General features: G+C 69.3%; 15 protein-coding genes and 7 pseudogenes. 6 read left to right on the top strand and 16 right to left on the bottom strand.

The features are described from left to right. Window positions 1–187 precede the first annotated feature (187 nt). From ACWD01_RS32965 to ACWD01_RS32955, 3 genes and pseudogenes are all read right to left on the bottom strand, one after another. Complete coding sequence (locus ACWD01_RS32965; protein ID WP_451167045.1) at window positions 188–694, bottom strand: hypothetical protein; 507 nt, start codon at window positions 692–694, stop codon at window positions 188–190. 370 nt (window positions 695–1,064) lie between these two features. Further along, window positions 1,065–2,260 (bottom strand): annotated as a pseudogene (locus ACWD01_RS32960) (dihydrofolate reductase family protein). Window positions 2,261–3,584: 1,324 nt separating this feature from the next. Then, a pseudogene (locus ACWD01_RS32955) lies at window positions 3,585–3,650 on the bottom strand (hypothetical protein); the annotation flags it as partial. Between the two features lie 326 nt (window positions 3,651–3,976). Between ACWD01_RS32955 and ACWD01_RS32950 the strand changes: the two are divergent. Next, entirely contained in the window at window positions 3,977–4,438 is a 462-nt protein-coding gene (locus ACWD01_RS32950) for a DUF6415 family natural product biosynthesis protein (protein WP_451167041.1), read from the top strand. Window positions 4,439–4,786: 348 nt separating this feature from the next. Here ACWD01_RS32950 and ACWD01_RS32945 read toward each other — a convergent pair. From ACWD01_RS32945 to ACWD01_RS32910, 8 genes and pseudogenes are all read right to left on the bottom strand, one after another. After that, window positions 4,787–5,396, bottom strand: a pseudogene (locus ACWD01_RS32945) (transposase); the annotation flags it as partial. A gap of 157 nt (window positions 5,397–5,553) precedes the next feature. After that, window positions 5,554–6,045, bottom strand: coding sequence for a GNAT family N-acetyltransferase (locus ACWD01_RS32940; RefSeq protein WP_451167039.1), 492 nt, complete (start codon window positions 6,043–6,045; stop codon window positions 5,554–5,556). Window positions 6,046–6,056: 11 nt separating this feature from the next. After that, on the bottom strand, window positions 6,057–6,476 hold the full coding sequence (locus ACWD01_RS32935; RefSeq protein WP_451167037.1) for a hypothetical protein: 420 nt from the start codon (window positions 6,474–6,476) through the stop codon (window positions 6,057–6,059). A gap of 107 nt (window positions 6,477–6,583) precedes the next feature. Continuing rightward, complete coding sequence (locus tag ACWD01_RS32930) at window positions 6,584–7,054, bottom strand: DDE-type integrase/transposase/recombinase (protein ID WP_451167035.1); 471 nt, start codon at window positions 7,052–7,054, stop codon at window positions 6,584–6,586. After that, window positions 7,051–7,293 (bottom strand): hypothetical protein, encoded by a 243-nt coding sequence (locus ACWD01_RS32925; protein ID WP_451167033.1) that lies wholly within the window; start codon window positions 7,291–7,293, stop codon window positions 7,051–7,053. The genes ACWD01_RS32930 and ACWD01_RS32925 overlap by 4 nt, the downstream gene beginning before the upstream one ends. 18 nt (window positions 7,294–7,311) lie before the next feature. Continuing rightward, the gene (locus tag ACWD01_RS32920) at window positions 7,312–7,602 is read right to left on the bottom strand and encodes a transposase (protein WP_451167031.1); all 291 of its coding nucleotides are present in this window, start codon (window positions 7,600–7,602) and stop codon (window positions 7,312–7,314) included. A gap of 99 nt (window positions 7,603–7,701) precedes the next feature. Beyond that, window positions 7,702–8,352, bottom strand: a complete 651-nt coding sequence (locus ACWD01_RS32915; RefSeq protein ID WP_451167029.1) for a hypothetical protein — start codon at window positions 8,350–8,352, stop codon at window positions 7,702–7,704. Next, window positions 8,345–8,854, bottom strand: coding sequence for a SigE family RNA polymerase sigma factor (locus ACWD01_RS32910; protein WP_451167028.1), 510 nt, complete (start codon window positions 8,852–8,854; stop codon window positions 8,345–8,347). The genes ACWD01_RS32915 and ACWD01_RS32910 overlap by 8 nt, the downstream gene beginning before the upstream one ends. A gap of 387 nt (window positions 8,855–9,241) precedes the next feature. On the opposite strand from ACWD01_RS32910, the pseudogene ACWD01_RS32905 reads away from it, so the two are divergent. Beyond that, a pseudogene (locus tag ACWD01_RS32905) lies at window positions 9,242–9,520 on the top strand (IS481 family transposase); the annotation flags it as partial. Between the two features lie 2 nt (window positions 9,521–9,522). Here ACWD01_RS32905 and ACWD01_RS32900 read toward each other — a convergent pair. After that, on the bottom strand, window positions 9,523–12,027 hold the full coding sequence (locus tag ACWD01_RS32900) for a SpoIIE family protein phosphatase (RefSeq protein WP_451167027.1): 2,505 nt from the start codon (window positions 12,025–12,027) through the stop codon (window positions 9,523–9,525). 262 nt (window positions 12,028–12,289) lie between these two features. Between ACWD01_RS32900 and ACWD01_RS32895 the strand changes: the two are divergent. Then, window positions 12,290–12,901, top strand: a pseudogene (locus ACWD01_RS32895) (transposase); the annotation flags it as partial. On the opposite strand, the pseudogene ACWD01_RS32890 reads toward ACWD01_RS32895, so the two are convergent. Beyond that, window positions 12,880–13,425: pseudogene (locus ACWD01_RS32890) on the bottom strand (transposase); the annotation flags it as partial. The pseudogenes ACWD01_RS32895 and ACWD01_RS32890 overlap by 22 nt on opposite strands. A gap of 328 nt (window positions 13,426–13,753) precedes the next feature. On the opposite strand from ACWD01_RS32890, the gene ACWD01_RS32885 reads away from it, so the two are divergent. Further along, window positions 13,754–14,011, top strand: a complete 258-nt coding sequence (locus tag ACWD01_RS32885) for a hypothetical protein (protein ID WP_451167025.1) — start codon at window positions 13,754–13,756, stop codon at window positions 14,009–14,011. 126 nt (window positions 14,012–14,137) lie between these two features. Here the strand turns inward: ACWD01_RS32885 and ACWD01_RS32880 are convergent, their stop codons facing one another. Next, the gene (locus ACWD01_RS32880; RefSeq protein WP_451167023.1) at window positions 14,138–14,713 is read right to left on the bottom strand and encodes a TetR/AcrR family transcriptional regulator; all 576 of its coding nucleotides are present in this window, start codon (window positions 14,711–14,713) and stop codon (window positions 14,138–14,140) included. Between the two features lie 116 nt (window positions 14,714–14,829). On the opposite strand from ACWD01_RS32880, the gene ACWD01_RS32875 reads away from it, so the two are divergent. After that, window positions 14,830–15,522, top strand: coding sequence for an SDR family oxidoreductase (locus ACWD01_RS32875; protein WP_451167021.1), 693 nt, complete (start codon window positions 14,830–14,832; stop codon window positions 15,520–15,522). 172 nt (window positions 15,523–15,694) lie between these two features. Next, the gene (locus tag ACWD01_RS32870; RefSeq protein WP_451167019.1) at window positions 15,695–16,033 is read left to right on the top strand and encodes a hypothetical protein; all 339 of its coding nucleotides are present in this window, start codon (window positions 15,695–15,697) and stop codon (window positions 16,031–16,033) included. A 228-nt stretch (window positions 16,034–16,261) separates the two neighbouring features. Here ACWD01_RS32870 and ACWD01_RS32865 read toward each other — a convergent pair whose 3' ends face one another. Beyond that, a complete protein-coding gene (locus ACWD01_RS32865; RefSeq protein ID WP_451167017.1) occupies window positions 16,262–16,582 on the bottom strand; it encodes a peptidoglycan-binding domain-containing protein in 321 nt (106 codons plus the stop codon). Window positions 16,583–17,620: 1,038 nt separating this feature from the next. Beyond that, a pseudogene (locus ACWD01_RS32860) lies at window positions 17,621–18,206 on the bottom strand (transposase family protein); the annotation flags it as partial. Window positions 18,207–18,242: the final 36 nt, after the last annotated feature.

Genomic DNA, 18,242 nt, shown 5'->3' with positions numbered 1-18,242 from the left:
GGATGACCGGGAAACCGTCATGTCCGGTTCGGCGGGAGGCCGCGCGGAACAGGACTCGCCCCACGGCGAGCACCTCACCGCGCGGCCGACCCAACCGCCTGGTGCCTCCGCAGCCGGCGCCTGGTCCGGGACTACGAACGGCGCACCGACACGAGCGAAGCCGTCATTCTGTGGTCGATGGCCATGCTCATGAGCCGCCGCCTGGCCGCCCGGCACCAGATTCCTGCTCCGACAGCGGCAGCGTGAACCTGCCTGGCTTCTTCTCTACCAGCCAGCCTCGTTCCACCAACCGCTTCAGCCGTGCCCTGGCTCCTTCAACGCGGGAGGCGGACGCACTGTCCCAGCCCAGTACCACCGCTGCCCGCCGGGCACCGAGCCCGTCGCCTCCCGCATCGGCCGCCGCGGCCATCAACGCCTGGTAGTCCGGCGACAGCTCCTGCACGTCGGTCGCGTGTCCCCGGTGAGGCACCGCCCGGCGCGGTCCGACCGGCTTCCTCCGCGACACCTCGCCGGTCACGTGGACGGGTGCCTCCTCCTCGGCCAGCGCCTCCAAGTACTGCTCGAGGCCGATCACCCGGCGCCGGTGCACCTCTTCCGCGTCCGCAAGAGCGGCACGCACGCGTTCCAGCTCATCTTCGAGTTGCTTCACCTGCACAGCTGCGGCCTTCTGCCGCGTTTCCAGAACCGCCCGCATCGACGGCATTCGCCACCTCCACAACCTCTCGCCCGGCAACAAGCCGAGGCTCCCGCGGCAGCAGCTACTTCATGCCTGACCAGCGAAGACATCACACGAGGTTCGGAAAGAGAACGGCCTCTAAGACCTGGTTGTGGTCTTGAAGGCCGGCGTTGTCGTACACCGACGCGCCACCGCAAACCCTTCGACCACGAAAGCGGAAGCAAGAAGACGCATGCCTCCTCTACTCCAACAGAAACCCTTCCTGACCCAGCAGAAAGCAAGCGGTCAAGCTCGGTTGGGCTACGGCTTCTGAGCTTGCTCCTTACGATCTGACCTCGAACGAAGCGCCGACCGCGATCGCTCGAACGAGCGATTTTCTGGCAAGCCCTTACAGCAGGTGCCGGTTGGGTGCTTTTGCGGCGTCGGTGTATTCGGGTAGTTCGATGACGGTGGCGCCTGCGTGTTCGAGGAGTTCGGTGCCCTGCGCGTCGGGGACGAAGGTGTCGGGTTCGCGCCAGGCGGTGACGACGCGGCGGATGCCTGTGTCGCGGATGAGCTGTGCGCAGGGTGTGGGGCGGGAGGCACGCTGTGCACAGGGTTCGAGGGAGCTGTAGAGGGTGGCGCCGGCGAGGCGGGGGTCGCCTGTGGGGAGTTTGGCGAGGGCGGTTTCCTCGGCGTGGTCGTGCGGGTCGTTTTCGCGGGAGTGGCCGCGGGCGAGTTCGGTGCCGTCTGCGGTGACGATGACCGCGCCGACGCTGAACGCGGTGTCGGACGGGGGGCATTGGGTGGCGAGTTCGCAGGCGACGGCGAGCCAGGCCCGGTCCGCGGTGGTGGGTTCACGGCCTGGGCCGGGCCGGCCGCAGCCGCCCGGGGTGGGGGAGTGGTTCATCGGGGCTCCGTGCTGATGTCCTTGGGGGCGTACCTGAGGAGTACCACGTCGCCGATCCGGCGGGTTTCCAGGAGCTGGAGGCGGGCGGCAGGCCCGCCCATGTAGTGGGCCGGGCCGAGCATCCGCACGGCGTCGCTCTGGCCGACGAGGAGCGGGGCGATGACGAGCTGCAGCTCGTCGGCGAGATGCCGCTCGAGAAGCTGGGTGTGGATCGTGCCGCCGCCTTCGACCATCAGCCGGCGCACTTGGTAGACGTCGCCGAGGACATCGAGAGCGACCTCCCAGGTGGCGTCCTGCGGTACGCCCTGGACGGTGGCCAGGTCCCCGAGCGCCTTTCCCGCCTTGTCCGCCGCTTTGCTGCCGACGGCCAGGACGAGCTTCCTGCCGCCGTGGTGCCAGAACTTCCACTCGGGATCGAGATCGCCGGTGCCGGTGATGGTGACCTTCAGCGGATACTCCGGCAGCCCCGCCGCCACCCGGTCGGCGCGCCGCCGGTCGGAGTTGACCAGCAGACGGGGATTGTCGGCGCGCAGGGTGCCGGCACCGACGAGGATCGCGTCGACGCTCGCCCGGACGGAGTCGACGCGGTCGAAGTCCTCGGGGTTGGACAGGATGAGCCGGTCTTCGCCCGGGCGGGTGTCGAGGTACCCGTCGAGGGACACGGCGGCGGACAGCAGGACGTGGGGGCGGGACACGGGCGGCTCCAACAGGACGATCGGAATGGGGTGGATGGGGTTCAGGCGGGGTGGAGGACGATCCGGTCGAGCGCCTCGCGGACTCCGGGACGCCTGGTTCACGGGCGGCGGGGGCCAGGGCGTGGTCGAGGCGGTCGAGCTGGCCGATGATGCGGGCCGATCCGGTCTCGGCCGCGATCCCGACGGCCTGCACCCCGATGCGGGCGGCGAGCAGGGTGTTCCCGGTGCCGGCGTGGGCGCGGGCTGCGCGGGCGAGGTAGACGCCGCGGTCGCGCCGGTATGCGGCGGGGAGGGCGGCGATCGCGGTGTCGAACCCTGTCGCGGCCTCCTCGTAGCGGCCGAGCGCCGCGAGAGAGCGGGCGCGGGCGGTGTGGATGTAGGCCTCGTCGAGCCAGGAACCCCACACCCCGTCGTCGTTCGTGCGGCCGAGGAGGGCGAGGGCGGTGTCGTACTCGCGCAGGGCCTGCGGGGCGTCCTGGAGGACGGCATGCGCGTGGGCCTGGTGCATGACGGCGATGACCTCGAGCCGGCTTCCCGGTCGGGCGGTGCGCCGGGCGGCGGCCGCGAGCCCGAGGGCGTCCGTGGGGTGGCCGGTGTCGACGGCGAGCTGGGCTTTGCGGCCGAGGATGTACGCGGTCAGGTCGCTGTCGCCGGTGATGTGGGAGGCGTCCAGGGCCCGGGCGGTGTGGCCGTGGGCGGTGCGCTCGTCGCCGATGTCCTGGGCCAGCCATCCGGCGAGTTCCTCGTAGCGGGTCTCGAGCGCGAGGAGGCGCACGGCGTCCGGTCCGCGGGCGGTGCGGCGGCGCAGCGTGAGCTGGACGAGGTGCTGCCGGAGGGCGGGCAGGGCGTGCCGCGGGCCGATCAGGTTGTCGGTCTGGATGAGCAGCCGGCGCAGCTGCGCGTAGTGCTCGACGGGGGAGCCCATGTCGCTCGAGAAGCTGCTCGCGGCGGCCGGGGCGGGGAGTGCCGTCACGGCGAGTCCGGCGAGCGGAGAGGCGAGGACGACGCGGCGGGGCACGGGCACGAAGAGGATCCTTCCGTGGACGCGGCAGGGCACGACGACCGTGTCCGCGTCGTCAGGATCCGAGCCTGCCTGCCCGACCATGCCGGAGGCGACGTCCACTGCAGGGCTGGCCCCATCAGCGGCAGTGCCGGCCCCATGGCCCCGTGCCCGGGCTCTGGACAGACGATGCCCCGGCCTCACCGGCCCGGCACCGTTGCTGGCGCAGGAGCGAGGTTCCTGTCTCTCGGCCCACTCCCACAGCCGGACCAGTGCCCCGCAGGCGTCGAGGACCTCATCGACGACCACAGCGATCTGGCGGGGGACCGGCCGCTCGGCGCGCTCCAAGCGCGCGAGGTGGGAACGGTCGATCAACGCGAGCGTGGCCAGGCCCTGCTGGGACAGCCGGCGGGAGATGCGGATCTCCCGGAGTTCGTGCCCTCACCGGTGCCACGGGCCGGCTCCGGGCGTCAGCTGATTCGGCCGCTGCCCCATACCCCGCCCCCCTTTCCTCGTGAACCCGGCCCCGATACTCCGCCGGTCCCAGCGCTCCTGCCATGGCCGCGATGGGGCCGGCCGGGCCAGTGCGCGAGGCCCCATGCGGTACCTGGAAGCCTTACCCGTCGACGACTTCTATGGGTGATGCGAGCCCATCACACCGTAACGGAACACCCGCCACAGCCAACCGACTTGGAGGCGCCATCGTGCCCGAACCGGTGAACCCATCCACCCCCGATCACCCCGCCACCCGGGCCGGCCCGGACAGGAACCCGCACGACGGCTTCCTCCACGGCCCCCAAGTCCTCCTCGCCTCCGCGGCCTCGCTCGACCGGCAGGTCCACGAGCAGCTCGTCGAAACCGTCCTGATTCGGCGGCAGGGGGACGACGCCGTTCCGCCGTCGGCCGACCTCGACCAGATCGCCCTGCAACTCGCCACCTATGCGCGCCTCCTGACCGCGAAGGTCACGGCCGCCTGCGCCCAGCTCCCGCCGGCCGACCCGGCCGCGCACCTCGGACGGCACACCTGCGGCGAGGCGGTGCGCCGCCTGGGCGCCCGGCGCAGACCCGGACGGCACCTGGCACACGTCCAGTCCCTGGCCCTGCTCGTCAGGGCACTGCACCGGGCGCTCGACCGCGCCGAGACCGCCCACCCGCCTGCGGCCACCACCGCACCCTGAAACCCCCGTACCGGCCGGCACCTCCCGCCGGCCGGCACGGCCCGGGCCCCGCACCATCCACGCCGTGCGGGACCCATCCACCCAGCGCCCGCACACAGGGCGCTCCGGCACGGCCACGGAGATACCGGCCGTGCAACCCACAAAAGGAGGAAACACCCCATGGCACCGAGGCCCAGCACCACACCGCAGGAGGGCAGCGGCCTGGTCCGCGCCCGTCGGGCGATCCAGGCGGCCCGCGCACGCGGGGCGACGGAGACGGTCGGGATGCCGAGCTTGTGCATCTTCCCGCTCCCGCCGGGCTTGGGGATCTTGCGCTCGCGCACCGGCAGCGGGCGGAATTCACCCGTCGGCGTTCCCCGGCCGCAGCCGCCCGGACATGCCCTCCCCGGTGTTGGCCAGGAAACACACCAGAGGATGGAAGCCGAAGCCGCCTTTATAGGTGGGTGCGGCCTGCTCTTTCTGGGAGTGGCAGGTGATCAGCGTGGCGTCGACGTCCAGGACCAGGCCGGGCACTTCCCGTCCGCCGGCTTTCGTCGCTGGTATGCCGGAGCGGGTCTCGGATGCCTGCAGCCAGGCCACTTCCCGTGCCCGAGCTCGGGCCGACCGCAGGCGGTCCAGTATGTGTTCGTCGACGGCGTCCAGCAGGCGCCAGGCCGTCGGTGCCGAGGCGACCGGGCCGAATACCTCGGTCTGGTCCCGCAGTACGGCAGATCCGTGATGGCCTCGCCACCATCGGCCAGCATTACCGCGAGATCGGTCGCGATTCGCCCCGGGTCATGACCAGTGCCGCGTGGCCGAAGCGGCCTGAGGGCGTTGGAGTACACGCTTGTCAGCCCGGTGGCATCGGCAAGATCAGCCAGCAACCGCGCCCCGGCATCTCCGACCACCCCGAACCGTCGGCGGAGACATGAAGCCGGGGACGAGAACCGAAACCCTGCACGCAGAGAGTACCTTCCACCTGGACCGAAAGAACCCCTCGACAAGGCTCATCGTCCCAGCTCAGAAGGCACTTTCGCGTTACCGCTCATGATCCGGACACAAGCCCAAGTGAAACGCGCAGGCTAGGAGTAGGGCTCTTGTCCCGGCGGCAGGGTTGGACCGTGCGAAGACCTCAATCAGCCAGCGATGCTGGTGGGTGCCGTCGCGGTGTCGTGGTGCATGATGTGGCCGGTGGCGGTGAACGCCTCATTGCCGACCAGCGGGCCGGTCCGGGTCTCCGTGACGACGAATCCCTCGGCGGCGTAGAGCGCCTCGGCGGCCGGGTTGCCGTCGAGCACGGTGACCTCAACCCTCGGTCCGGCGGCGGCAACGGCGTGGCGCAGCAGTGCCCTGCCGATCCCCTGCCGGTAGCGCTGCGGGTCGACGTACAGCCAGGTGACCTCGTCGTCGTCGAGCGCGACGAAACCGGCTACTCTCCCGTCGGCCTCCGCCACCCACAACTGGCCGTCGAACAGACCTTCGTTCTCAGCGGTCTGCGCGAGCGTCAGAAACGCCTCGACACCGGCGGAGTTGCGCAACTCGTCAAGGCGCGCGGCATCGTGAATCCGCGCGATCGCGTCCCAGTCATCGTTGGCGTATGGCCGAATCTCGATCTTCACGGGCGGCATGCGCACAATCCTCACGGTCCACCCACAGCCGGCGCAACTCGTTTACGTCGCCACCGTGGCACGCGGCGGGAGCGGGACGACCGGCGCAGATCACGAGCGCTGAACTGCCGCGTAGTGCGCGGCACGTTGCTGAGCCGCCCTTGCGCCCAGCCGCCGGCCGACTGCCAGGCGCGCTCGAACCCGCCTCGGTCGGTCTTGTAACGGCCCCAGTCGTCGTCCAGGTCGTCCAGGCTTGTTTGACCCAGCCCTCCGTACCGGTCCTCCTCATGCCCAGGCCCGTAGCGGAGGACCGGACCAGTGTCGTACGCCTCCACCTGCCGTGCAGGCCAACCGTCGTCACCAACCTCGAAGTACCAGACGGAGTGACCCAAGCTGTCGAACTCGTCGCCTCGTGACTCGTCCCAGCGACGGCGAAAGAACAGGTTCGACATGGCGCACAGCCTACGGCTGCTCGGACGCACTGATCTGCTGCGATCCGCGCGCCCGGCGGCCCGAGGTCGGTCCGTCGCTGAAGGCGCTGTGGCCGTACTCGCTAGGCTCAGGGTTGTAGTCGTTCACCAGCGGTGTTGCGACGACCGCCAGAATCCGCCCCCTGCCGACCGTCCCATCGGACACCTCCGTGATCGAGGTGTTGCGACGACCGATTGAATCCACCCTCGCTGCCGCGATCGCTATGGAAGATCACGCCGCGGACGTCACCGCCGCGGGTGGCCGCTGCCATGTTCAGCGCGGCGACGACCAGGTCCGCGTCGTGGTGGGCGCCCATCGCGTAGCCGAGCAGGCGCCGGGAGAACAGGTCGATGACCGTGGCGGGGTAGAGCTTGCCCTCCTCGGTGACGATCTCCGTCATATCGCCTGCCCAGACCACATCAGGTTCCTCGGCAGTGAAGTCCCGTTTGACGAAGTCCGGTGCAGCCGGCCGCTTCCCCGGCCTGGTCAGCCCGCTTCGGCGTCTGACCACCCAGGCGACGAGGCCGAGTTCGACCATCAGTTTCGCGACGGTGTTCACCGAGATACGCCAGCCCTTACGGACCAGCAGGATGAAGATCTTTGTGACCCGTAGGTGCCACCGGACTCGGTGAAGATCTCCTCGATCTCGTCGGCCAGCCGCTGCCTGCGCAGTTCACGCCCGGCGGGTTGGCGATCGCGCCACTTGTAGAACCATGACTCGCTCACGCCCAGGGTGCGGCACGAGACGGTGTGCGGGATGACGTGCTCGGTCCTGTTGTCGCTGATCACCCCGGCCACGGCGGCCGGGTGCCGCAGCTACTTCACCCACAGGACCATGCAGCGTTTGAGGACATCGCGCTCCATCCCCAGCTCCTTGTTCTCCTTCTTCAACGCCGCGTTCTCCGCCGTCAGCCGGGCGACCAGCGCTTCCTTGTCCTCCGGCGTGGCCGCATCCGCCCGCTTCGCCCGCGAGACCCAGCTCGCCAGGGTCGTCTCGTTGATCCCCAGGTCCTCCGCGACCTCGGGGACCGGCTTCCCGGTCTCCGTCACGATCCGTACCGCCCCCTCACGAAACTCCGCCGTGAACTTGCGACGCCTCTCCGCCATGACAACCAACATCCCCTGCTGTCACGGACTCCACGCTACGAGGGGAACCTCATGGTGGCCGTTCCCCGGGCGCGAGGCGGGCGCCGTTCCCTGACAGGGTCAGGGTGTCGTGCTGTACTGCGCCTCGACCACTCCGACCCAGGCTTTCCAGTGCCGCACGCTGACTTCGAGCCGGGGGCCGTTGCCGTTCGGCATGCCGCTGTAGCTCCCGTCCTTGTGTTCCTTCAAGCCGCAGTCGCGCAGTGTCTGCCCGAGCCCGCGGATGGCGTCGAGGGCCTGATCGGTGTTCGCGTATTGAGAGACGCGGTACCGTGCCTTGGCGTCGCCCTTGCCGGTGAAGGCGCTGGTGAACTGCTGCTGGGGCCCTTCGATGTTGCCAGGCGAACCGTTGCATACTCCGTTCAACCCGGCCTGCGGCAGTGCGGCCTGGGATGTTTCGTCATCGGAGTCCTTGTCATCGACTTTCCAGTTCAGAACTTTGTGCATCGGAAGGTCGGAGTGCTTGAAGTTCCGCACCGTGCCGTGGGACATGAACGGGTTCTCCCCTTCCGAAGCCACGTCGGAACCGTGCGGGCCAGCGGGCGTCAGATCCGTCCACGAGCCGATACCAGCCGCTGTCAGGGCGATCAACGCCGCTGTGACCAAGCCGACCCGCTGCTGTGCACGGCGGCGCTCGCCCCGAGCGCGTACGGCCTGTGCGGGCGCAAGCTTCACTGGGATACCGACCAGCAGTTCCTCCACGTCAGTCATGCGCGACAACCCCCTCGTCGTATGTGTCAATGTTCGCGAGCTGCGCGCCGAGCAGTTTGCGAGCTCTGCTGAGCCTGGTCCGTACCGCGCCGCTAGAGGAGCCTGTCTCGCGCGCCACGTCTTCCACCGGCAGGTCGAGGAGATGGTGCAGCACCACCGCCCTCCGTTGGTCCGCGCTCAGCTTGCGCAGCGCTGCCACCAGGGCGACGCGATCCGCAGACAGCCCGGGCAGGTCCGGTGCAGGACCGTGCCGCAGCTGGGCACGCAGCCGGTTGCGGGTACGCCGCCAGGTGCTGATGGCCAGCCGGGACGCCACGGTGCGCACCCACGGCAGCGGGTCCCCTTCGTTTGTGAGTCGGCCCCATCTCTGCCAGGCCCGCGGATACGCCTCCTGTACCGCGTCCTCGGCCTCGGCTAGGTCCCCGGTCATCGCGTAGACTGTGGCGACCAGCCGTTTGACCGTGGCAGCGTAGAAGGCGTCGAACTCTGCTTCGCTCGACATCCTGCCTCTGTTCCTGTCCTGTATCGCTTCCTGCCATAAGCACGCTCGGGCAGCCCGCAGTGTTACAACCCAAATGCAGTCCACGTGATGCACGAACCGACAGACCGTGGCTCGAGACTCCTCAACCAGCCTCGACGCCCGAGATGCCGGACCGGATGAGTGGCCGACTACCTACACCCGAGCTGAAGGCCCTCTTTGGGATCCTGGGCGTGTTCTCGACGACGGGATGCTGGTTCTGGATCACTTTCCGTGAGGACGATCACCGGGGTTCTGCCCCGGTGATCGTCCTCACGGAAAGTGATCCAGAACCCAGAGAGAAACTGACACAGCCAGTCGCCTCGCTGCCCTGCCGTGATCAGGCAAGGCGGGAGTGGTCGTCGACGGTTGGAGATCCTGACCGACGAGCGCCAGCGCACAGCGATCGGCTACCGGCAGCGGGCCACCGGCCATGGCATCACCGTCGAGCGGGTGCTGACCGACAACGGTGCCTGCTACAAGTCCAAGCTGTTCACCCAGACCCTCACCGCGGCCGCCATCGCCCAGAAACGCGTCCGGCCCTGCCGCCCCCGGACCAACGGCGAAGTCGAGCGCTTCGACCGCACCCCGCTCGAAGAATGGGCCTCCCTGCGGCCGTACACCAGCAACGCCGAGTGGACTGCAGCCCTGGCTCATGCGTCATCCGGCGCCAGGACCGGACCGTACTCGGTGAGCAGCAGGGCGATGTCGTCGGCGCGGTACGGGGAGCGCCGGGCGTCGTGCAGGAGCCGGTCAGCGAGTTCGTCCAGTGAATCCGCGCGGGCGTGGGCCAGGGATGCCCGCAGTCGGTCGATTCTCACGTCGATGTCGGTGCCACGCTCCTCGACCAAGCCGTCCGTGTAGAGGGCGAGTACGGAGCCCGGTGGGAGGCCGAGCCGGGTTCCCGGATAGGTGCTCGTGCGATCCACACCGAGGAGAGGGCCGACGTCCAGGTCGAGGACGTCGGTCGTCCCGTCGGGGCGGCGGAGCAGAGGCGGGAGGTGGCCGGCACTGACGGCGTATGCCTGGTGGCTGCGCGGGTCGAAACGGATGTAGCAGCAGCTGGCCAGCAGCCCGGCATCGAGATCGATGAGGGTCCGGTTGGCGCCCGCCACCACCTCACCGGGCGTCAGACCCACCGCCGCGAAGGCCCGTACTGCACTGCGCAGTTGAGCCATTGTTGCCGCGGCAGCGATGCTGTGCCCCTCCACGTCTCCGATGACGAAAGACACTCCGTCACCGGTGAGGATGACGTCGTACCAGTCGCCGCCGATGTCCATTCCGCTGGTGCCGGGCAGATAGCGCGCGGTGCTGCGGGCGCCTGGGACTGCCGGCAGCCGGTGTGGCAGGAGGGCCTGCTGCAGACCGCGGGCGAGGGCGAATTCCGAGTCGTAGAGCCGCGCTCGTTCCAGGGCCTGGGCGATCAGCCCGGCAAGTGCAGTGAGGACGCCGCGGTCCTTCGCGGTGAACGGATGGGTCTCGTCGAAGCCGAGAACACAGGTGCCCACGGGGCGACTGGAGGCGATCAGCGGCAGATACGCCCAGGAGCTCACCTCGCCCGTGGGTATGTCCGGGTATCCCTGGGAGAGGTCCTGCCGCGACTCGATGAAGAGCGGGGCCCCGGAGGTCAGAGCCTCCGTACCGGGAAGACGGGCGTGCAGAGGTACGCCCTCCGGCAAGTCGGGGAAGTTCTCGTGGTGGCCGGTGTGGAACAGCAAATGCATCGTTCCCTCGCGGACCACGTAGATCGCCAGCTGCTGGCCGCCGAAGGCCGGAAGAAGCTGGTCGGCGACGACGTCGCAGACTTCGCGGACGGTGACTGCCTCGGTCAGCGCACTGCCCAGCTGGAGGACGTGATACATGACGCCGAGACGCGCCGATGCGGCCGCGGGTGCCGACACGGCCGATGGGGCAGGTGCTGTTGTCGCGGCCGGGGCAGCCCCTGCCCTCGCACCCGGGGCAGGACGCTCCACGGGGACCACCCGGCCGGTCACCCCGTCCGCCTCCGGATGGAGGTAGAAGGCGAGCCACCGGTCGGGCGGGCGGCACGCAAGGAAGGAGACCGGCGTCTGCGAGATCATCGCGGACCGGTGCCGGTACTCGAAATCGGGGTCGGACAGCCACGGCAGCACGTCCCAGAGGCACTGGCCGAGCAGCTCGTCGCCGCGCACGCCCAGCAGCTGTTCAAGCCTGTGGTTGGCGTGGCTGATCCGTCCGTCGGGAGCGAGGGAGAAGAGCCCGTCCCGGAGCCGCTCGACCGCGGCAACGGCCGCGCTGCCGGCCCGCGCGTCGACGACCCCGCCGACCAGATGGGTGCGCGCCTGCCTGCCGTCAGGCTCCGGTACGCGGCCCCACAGCTCGACGGTCCGGTACGCCTCGCCACGGCCCGTTCGCTCTCGTATGCGCAGCCGCCGTCCGTTGATCCGGCCCTCGTCGGCTGCGCCGCGGGCCGCGGCCCGGAAGGCAGCGAGGTCACCGGGGTGCAGGCGGGAAGCAAGCGTTGTGGCCTGTCCGTCGAAAGCGCGCGGGTCGATACCGAAGATCGCGCAGAGCTCGTCGTCCACGGTGAAGGTGCCGGCGACGAGGTCCCAGTCGAACAACCCGACCCGCACAGCCGATTCCGAGGGAGCCGGGAACTCGACGGGAACCGTCTGCGGGTCGCACTCGACGGGATCGCCGGTACGGGCCCGGAGGGCGTCGAGGGAAGCTCCGAGCCGGTTGGCGATGGTGCGTACCTGGCGGCGCTGGGCCTTGGACAGCCCTTCGCCACCCTGAGACGCCCCCCAGACGACCGCGAGCGCCCCGAAGGTCTCCCCCGCTGCGCCCACCGGCACGGAGCATGAGCCGAAGGAATGCGGCAGAGCCAACGCGAGCTGAGGAAACCGGCGCATCGTCTCGTCGGCGTCGGCCAGGTGCACCGTGCGCCCGGAGCTGTACGCCACGGCGACCGGGATGGGGCTGCTCACCGGAATGAGGCGCCAGCCGCCCAGCAGGGAGGGCGGCACCCCGCACGTCGCGGCGAGCACGATCGAGCGGCGGTCGCCGGAGCGGAGAAAGACGCTCCCGGCGTGCGCGCCGGTTCCTGCGACGGCTTTGACGACGGCCGCAGCAAGCAGATCCTCGCGCTCCGCCGTCTCAGCGGCGATCGTCCCGCGCATGGTCCCAGTGTGCGCGGATCTCGCCCGACCGGCCCAGTACGGCAACCCAGCGAGATGCGCCGATCACAGATCGGAGCGCCTTCCGCCGACTGTGGTGGGCATCAGAGACGTCTTTCTCTCTCCAGCGCCCCAGACATCGCCGCCGGCTCCTGCTCGGCCAGCGCCGCAGCCGCTCGGTCACCGTCCGCGCCCGCGCGGACGGCTCCTGGGCGGCGCGGGAGTGTTCAATGATCGGCGGATCCGATGATCAAGGAGACGCCTGATGAGCGACACCACAATCGAGCAGATAGCGGACGCGGATGTCGAGCCGGCGGCTGCGTCGGTGCCGACGAGTGACGAGCAGTTGGTCGCGATGCTGGTGGACCGGGCCCGCAGCGAGGGTCTGCAGCTGACCGGGGAGGGCGGGCTGCTGCAGCAGCTGACCAAGCGGGTGCTGGAGTCCGCCCTGGAGGGCGAGATCACCGATCACCTCGGATACGAGAAGCACGACGTCGAGGGCCGGGGCAGCGGCAACTCCCGCAACGGCACCAGGGCGAAGACGGTGCTGACCGATGTCGGCCCGGTAGAGGTCAAGGTGCCCCGGGACGTGGCGGGCACGTTCGAGCCGGTCATCGTCAAGAAGCGCCAGCGCAGGCTGTCCGGCGTGGACGAGATGGTGCTGTCGTTGTCCGCGAAGGGGCTCACCCACGGAGAGATCTCCGCGCACCTGGCTGAGGTGTACGGGGCGAGCGTGTCCAAGGCCACCATCTCCACGATCACCGACAAGGTGATGGACGGCATGGCGGAATGGTCCAACCGCCCGCTGGACAGCGTCTACCCGGTCCTGTTCGTCGACGCCGTCAACGTCAAGATCACGAATACGTTGATGGCGTCCACGAAGACGACCGGATAGACCGGGTCGAGGGGTCGGCTCTGCCATTCGGCCATGCCCTCCAGCACCTTGTCGGTAATGGTGGAGATGGTCTGGCGGGAAACGTCAGCGCCATAGACCTCGGCCAGGTGGGCCTGGACCTCTCCGGTGGTCAGGCCCTTGGCGGCCAGCGAGATGACCATCTCGTCGACACCGGTCAGGCGCTTCTGCCGCTTCTTGACGATCTTCGGCTCGAAGGAGCCGTCCCGGTCGCGAGGCACCGTTATCTCCACCGGGCCGACGTCGGTCAGCACCGTCTTGGAGCGTGTGCCATTGCGGGAGTTGCCACCGTCCTTCCCCGCCGGATCGTGCTTGTCATAGCCGAGATGGTCTGTGATCTCGCCCTCCAGGGCGGACTCCAGCAGCCGCTTCGTCAGCTGCTGCAGCAGCCCGCCCTCGCCGGTCAGCTGCAGACCCTCGGCCTGGGCACGGCCCACCAGCTCGTCGATCAACTGGTCGTCCACGGCCTTCACCGACGCAGCCTTCATGGGCTCAACGGCCTCGGACTCGGACACGTTCTCACTGGTCATCGATGCATCCTCCATGATCGGGAGTTACACCGAACGATTTACAGTCCCTACACCAGCCGACGTCGCTACGTTCCTCGCCTCCGACCCCACCCAAACCAAGGTCAAGAAGACGAGTTAAAGATCTGCACGCCCTAAGCGCTCCGGTACCGCCACCGAAAGGTGGCTGCGTCTATCCCAGTGATGGCGCACTCGGTATGCGTACATCGTCGCGTCGGGGGTATGCGACCGCGCGGTGGGCCGGCGAGCCGCCCGCTCGTTACGACCCGGGCGTGCGGCTCTGCGCGAGATGGTCTTCGGTGACCCCACCGAGCCCCGCCACCACCAGGCCCTGGCCATCACCGCGCGCACCAAGGAGGCCGTCGCCGCCGCCCTGGGCCGCGCCGGGCGGCTCAGCGAGAGCGATGCCGCGACGCTGGCGCGCGTCGTGTCCGCCGTACTGTTCCTCGCGATGGCGGCGAGCGTGAACGCGACCGCGAGCGTCGACGCGATCCTGCGTGACATCCGAGACCAGCTGGCGGTCGTACTGCCGCGCTTGCGCCGGTGACGCTCCGGCCGGCAGCGCTACGGCCGACCGAGGGCGATCACGGCCCCTCGCGGGTGCCCGCGATGTTCGACGGTGGGTGCGACCGGCGCGCACACGCCGCGCGGTGCCCGGGGCCCCGGCCCCCGGTCAGTCGCCTTCCGTCAGGGCCGCGTGCGCGGCGGTGAGGATCTCCTCGGAGAGTGGGGAACCCGCGGTGGCCCGGGACAGCACCAGCGCACCGAACAAGGTACACAGCCGGGCGATGCCGTCCTCGCCCTCGCCGGCGGCCCCGGCCGGGGCGAGGAACGCGGCAAAGTCGGCCACCCCCTCGGTGTAGGTGCGGCGGGCCTCGCGGCCCTCGCCCCCGCGTGCGACGTCGACGGCGAGGGCTGCGACCGGGCAGCCGCCCGCCGGGTCGTCACGGTGCTGGACGGAGAGGTAAGCGTCGATCAGGGCTCGCTGAGAGGTATCCGGCTGCCCGTCGTACCGCTCAAGCCCGGCCGTATGGCGCCGGGCAAGCTCGGCGAAGGCATGGGCGGTCGCCTCGTCGACGAGCGCCTCCTTGGAGGCGAACTGCTTGTAGAAGGCGCCGTGGGTCAGACCGGCCGCCTTCATGAGATCGGCAACGCTCACGTGGGTGCCCTGCTCCCGGAACAGCCGGGAGGCGGTCTCCACCACCCGCCTGCGGTTCTCCTGCGCCTGCGTCTGTGATACGCGGCCCATGGCCACCTCCCATTTGGATGTCGACTGGCATCTATCGTATCCCCATGTTTAGATTGTGGTCGTAATCTAAAAGTGGCGTGCGACTCGACGGCGCCCGCCGAAGACCAGGAGCAGGCATGGAACTGAAGAACACGGTCGCGGTCGTCACCGGCGCCAACCGGGGCCTCGGGCGGCACCTGGCCGCCCAGCTCGTAGAGCGCGGCGCGAAGGTGTACGCGGCGGCCCGACGCCCCGAGACGGTCGACGTGCCGGGCGTCATCCCGTTGCGGCTGGACGTCACGGACGAGGCGTCGATACGGGAGGCCGCCCGCGTGGCGTCCGACGCGACACTGCTGATCAACAACGCGGGCATCTCCACCGGCGCGATGCTGATCGGAGGCGACACCGATGAGGTGCGCCGGGAGATGGAGACCAACTTCTTCGGCCCGCTCGCCGCGACCCGCGCCTTCGCCCCCGTCATCGAGGGCAACGGCGGCGGCGCCGTACTCAACGTCCTGTCCGCCCTGTCCTGGTTCCACCCGGCAGGCCTCGGCTCCTACGCGGCCTCCAAGGCCGCCGCCTGGGCGCTGAGCGACGCGACCCGTGAGGAGCTGGCACCGCGCGGGATCACCGTCTCGGCGCTGCACGTCGGCTACATGGACACCGACATGGCCGCCGGTGTCCCCGCCGAACAGAAGGTCGCCGCCGCCGACGTCGCGGCCCAGGCCCTGTACGGCATCGAGGCCGGCCTGCCCGAGATCCTCGCCGACGAGACCAGCCGGTACGTCAAGCAGAGCCTGTCCGCGGCACCCCAGCCGAACGCAAGCTGACGCTCACCCTGCCACCGCGGCGCGCCCCCTTCCCACCCCTCGTGCAAGGACCTCTCATGCGTTACACGACCTCCACCAGCAGCTCGACCCCCTCGCGGTCGAGTTCCTCGCCCGTTGACCTCTGGCGAACACCACAACTGCCCGTTCGGCGACCAGAAGGAGAAGGCAGCACTTGCGCACCTCACCGTCCGCCGCTCAGCTGGGCGTGAAGAAGAAGCACCTCACTTCCTCGATCCTGCTGTGGGTACGCACCGACCAGCCCCGCCAGACCGGCATGAACCACTGGAAGGAACCGCACTCAGGGATCATCTCCGCCACCCCGGGCCTGGAGGAGTACCGACAGATCCACCTCGCCGAGCACAACCCGGGCCGGTGGCCGGCAACCGACGGGGTGCAGACCTCGATCCCCGCGGACCGGAAGATCGACGGCGTCGCCGAAGTCACCTTCCAATCGGCGCTTGCGCCCCTGAAAGGGCCTAAAAGAGCGTTTTGTCCCGCCAGGGCTGTTTGAGAAGTGAGGGCGTTTGTGGGAGGGGCGACGCGATTCAACGCTTGCGGCTGGGACTCCATTCGTAGGCCATGGGAGCCGTCTCTGTACGACGCTCCGGGCGGCACCGCGAGGGCTGCCCAACTGCTGCAGAACCCAGCCCGAGGGCCGGCGTGGCCCGAGCAGCTGCTCGACGACCGACGGCGCCTGCAGCGACCAGCCGTCGGTCTGCTGCCAGGGCATGGTTGGCGATTACCCCACGGGCCACACGCCCGGGACGCTCTTGGGGTTCGGGCTCTGGTCGAGGTGCAGGCACTTCCACGTCTGCGGGCCGATGATGTAGTCGGTGTCAATCCCGCAGGCGTACTGGATCCGCCAGATGAACGACCTGGTCCCCCATCCGAAGAGGCCGTCCTCCGCGAGCCGTGACCCGCCGCCCGCTTTGGCGTTGTTGACGTTCCACAGGCACTGGGCGTGCTTGACAGCGGCGGAGTAATTCCGACCGTCGTCGTACTCCAGCTCCGGGTGACTGCCAGAGTACGGGCACTGGCCGGCCGCCGTCGCGGTCGCCATCGGTGCCGTTCCCGTGAACGCCAGAGCTGCACTCAGCGATACCGCGCCCGCTGCCAGCTTCCTTCGCATGCCCATAAGCCTTCAGCTCCAGATTACTAAGGACCGACGCGCACCCGAATCGGCACGCGGATCGACCGTAGCGATCCGGAGCCGAACCAGTACCCATAACCTTTCAGGCTGACCGCCGGCCCTACTTGGGGTATGGGCGGCGCGGGGATCCGGCTCGCGGCCCCGAGGGCGCAGGGCTCCGTCGGCGGCTGGAAGTCCGCGTTATGCCCCGTCACCACAAGGCTGGCGAAGTCGAGTTGCTGGGCGTTCTCCACGCTTCGGCAACGACGCCCATCTCGCTGAGTCGCCGTTTCGACTCCTGATCTGGAAGACGCTCAGCTCCGGATCGCAAACCGGTACCAAGGCGCCGCCGCACCGGATTCAGCGGCCGGTGGCCCACTTCTCCATCTCGCTCGGGTCCTTCTTCACCAGGGCGTCGCGGCGGTACTGCGCGGTGGCCCGTGACGCCCATGGAGCTTGCCAGCGCGCCGTACGAGCCGCCCTGTGCGGCGTGCTGGCGCACTGCGGCGTCCCGGATGCCCTCCAGGCCGTTGAGCGGGCCGCTGGACATCAGGATGGTCGTCGCCAGGTCGTCGGTGCTCGTCCCGCCACTGCGAGAGGCCGCGCACGACGGTGCCGAGAAGCATGGCGAGCTGCCCGACGTCGTCGCCCAGGGCCTGGGCGTCGGCGGTGGACAGCGGGATCGAGAGGGTCAGGGACGGGGTTGGTGTGCTCGGTGGTCATCGGTGGCCTTTCCCAAAGGGCGGTGACGGGTGCGGCGAGGAGAAGGTGAACGGAGTTCCGGCTCGGCATTACACCGGGAAGCTGAACCACAAGCCTTTGCTGCTGCGGATGGTGAAGAAGCGTCGCGAGAAGGTGGAAGAGCCGATGGTGAAGATCGGCGACAGGCTTCCGGCGACCGCCGACGTGTGGGTCACCAAGGACGGGCTGATCACCCGCATCCTTCTGGTCTGCGATCTCGGCAGCATGAAGGTGCGCCTCCAGGGTGTCGGCCGTGCGGCTGGGCAGCACGTCGATCCGCTCATGGGTCTCGGCATCGATGATCACGGTGGCATAGCGGTGACGCCGGCGCAGGGCGAAGTCGTCGGCGCCGATCACGCGGGGCACCCGCCGGGTGGGCAGCGGGATGCGCAGCAGGGTGCGCAGGGCAGTGTGACGCGACAGGCCCACGGTGAGTATCGCCAGCAGACGTGCCCCCGCCCGGCCCGCTAACTCCTTGACCACGGCCTTTACCTGCCTGGTCAGACGAGCGGTGCGTCGCTGGTACCGGTCCAGGACGCCGGGCACCTGTTCGCGGAAGGTGTGGCGGCAGCCACGCGTGGGACACACCAGACGCCGCACTCGCACACGGACCACCACCCGTCGTTCATCGACCGGCAGGTCCGCGACTGTCCGCCAGTGATAGCCGTGCACGCGTTCCGAGGGGGCCCCCGCACACCGGGCAGACCGCAGTGTCCCCCGGAGTCCGTGCCCGCACCACGATCCGCTCACCTTCGTCGACCACATCCGCGATGACCAGCGGGGACAGACCCGAAGACACCACATCTACAAGCATGTTGACATTCCGCACGTCACGTCAACGACGAACCAG

Source organism: Streptomyces sp. NPDC002835 (assembly GCF_053591995.1).
This window is presented reverse-complemented; position numbering and strand designations above follow the sequence as displayed.

Bases quoted from the DNA above. Each gene is read 5' to 3' on its own strand.
- ACWD01_RS32910 (WP_451167028.1), bottom strand. From the start codon at position 8,854: ATGTCGAGCGAAGCAGAGTTCGACGCCTTCTACGCTGCCACGGTCAAA.
- ACWD01_RS32880 (WP_451167023.1), bottom strand. From the start codon at position 14,713: ATGGGCCGCGTATCACAGACGCAGGCGCAGGAGAACCGCAGGCGGGTG.
- ACWD01_RS32940 (WP_451167039.1), bottom strand. From the start codon at position 6,045: ATGCCGCCCGTGAAGATCGAGATTCGGCCATACGCCAACGATGACTGG.
- ACWD01_RS32915 (WP_451167029.1), bottom strand. From the start codon at position 8,352: ATGACTGACGTGGAGGAACTGCTGGTCGGTATCCCAGTGAAGCTTGCG.
- ACWD01_RS32935 (WP_451167037.1), bottom strand. From the start codon at position 6,476: ATGTCGAACCTGTTCTTTCGCCGTCGCTGGGACGAGTCACGAGGCGAC.
- ACWD01_RS32865 (WP_451167017.1), bottom strand. From the start codon at position 16,582: ATGGCGACCGCGACGGCGGCCGGCCAGTGCCCGTACTCTGGCAGTCAC.
- ACWD01_RS32875 (WP_451167021.1), top strand. From the start codon at position 14,830: ATGGAACTGAAGAACACGGTCGCGGTCGTCACCGGCGCCAACCGGGGC.
- ACWD01_RS32885 (WP_451167025.1), top strand. From the start codon at position 13,754: ATGGTCTTCGGTGACCCCACCGAGCCCCGCCACCACCAGGCCCTGGCC.
- ACWD01_RS32900 (WP_451167027.1), bottom strand. From the start codon at position 12,027: ATGCGCGGGACGATCGCCGCTGAGACGGCGGAGCGCGAGGATCTGCTT.
- ACWD01_RS32920 (WP_451167031.1), bottom strand. From the start codon at position 7,602: ATGGCGGAGAGGCGTCGCAAGTTCACGGCGGAGTTTCGTGAGGGGGCG.
- ACWD01_RS32965 (WP_451167045.1), bottom strand. From the start codon at position 694: ATGCGGGCGGTTCTGGAAACGCGGCAGAAGGCCGCAGCTGTGCAGGTG.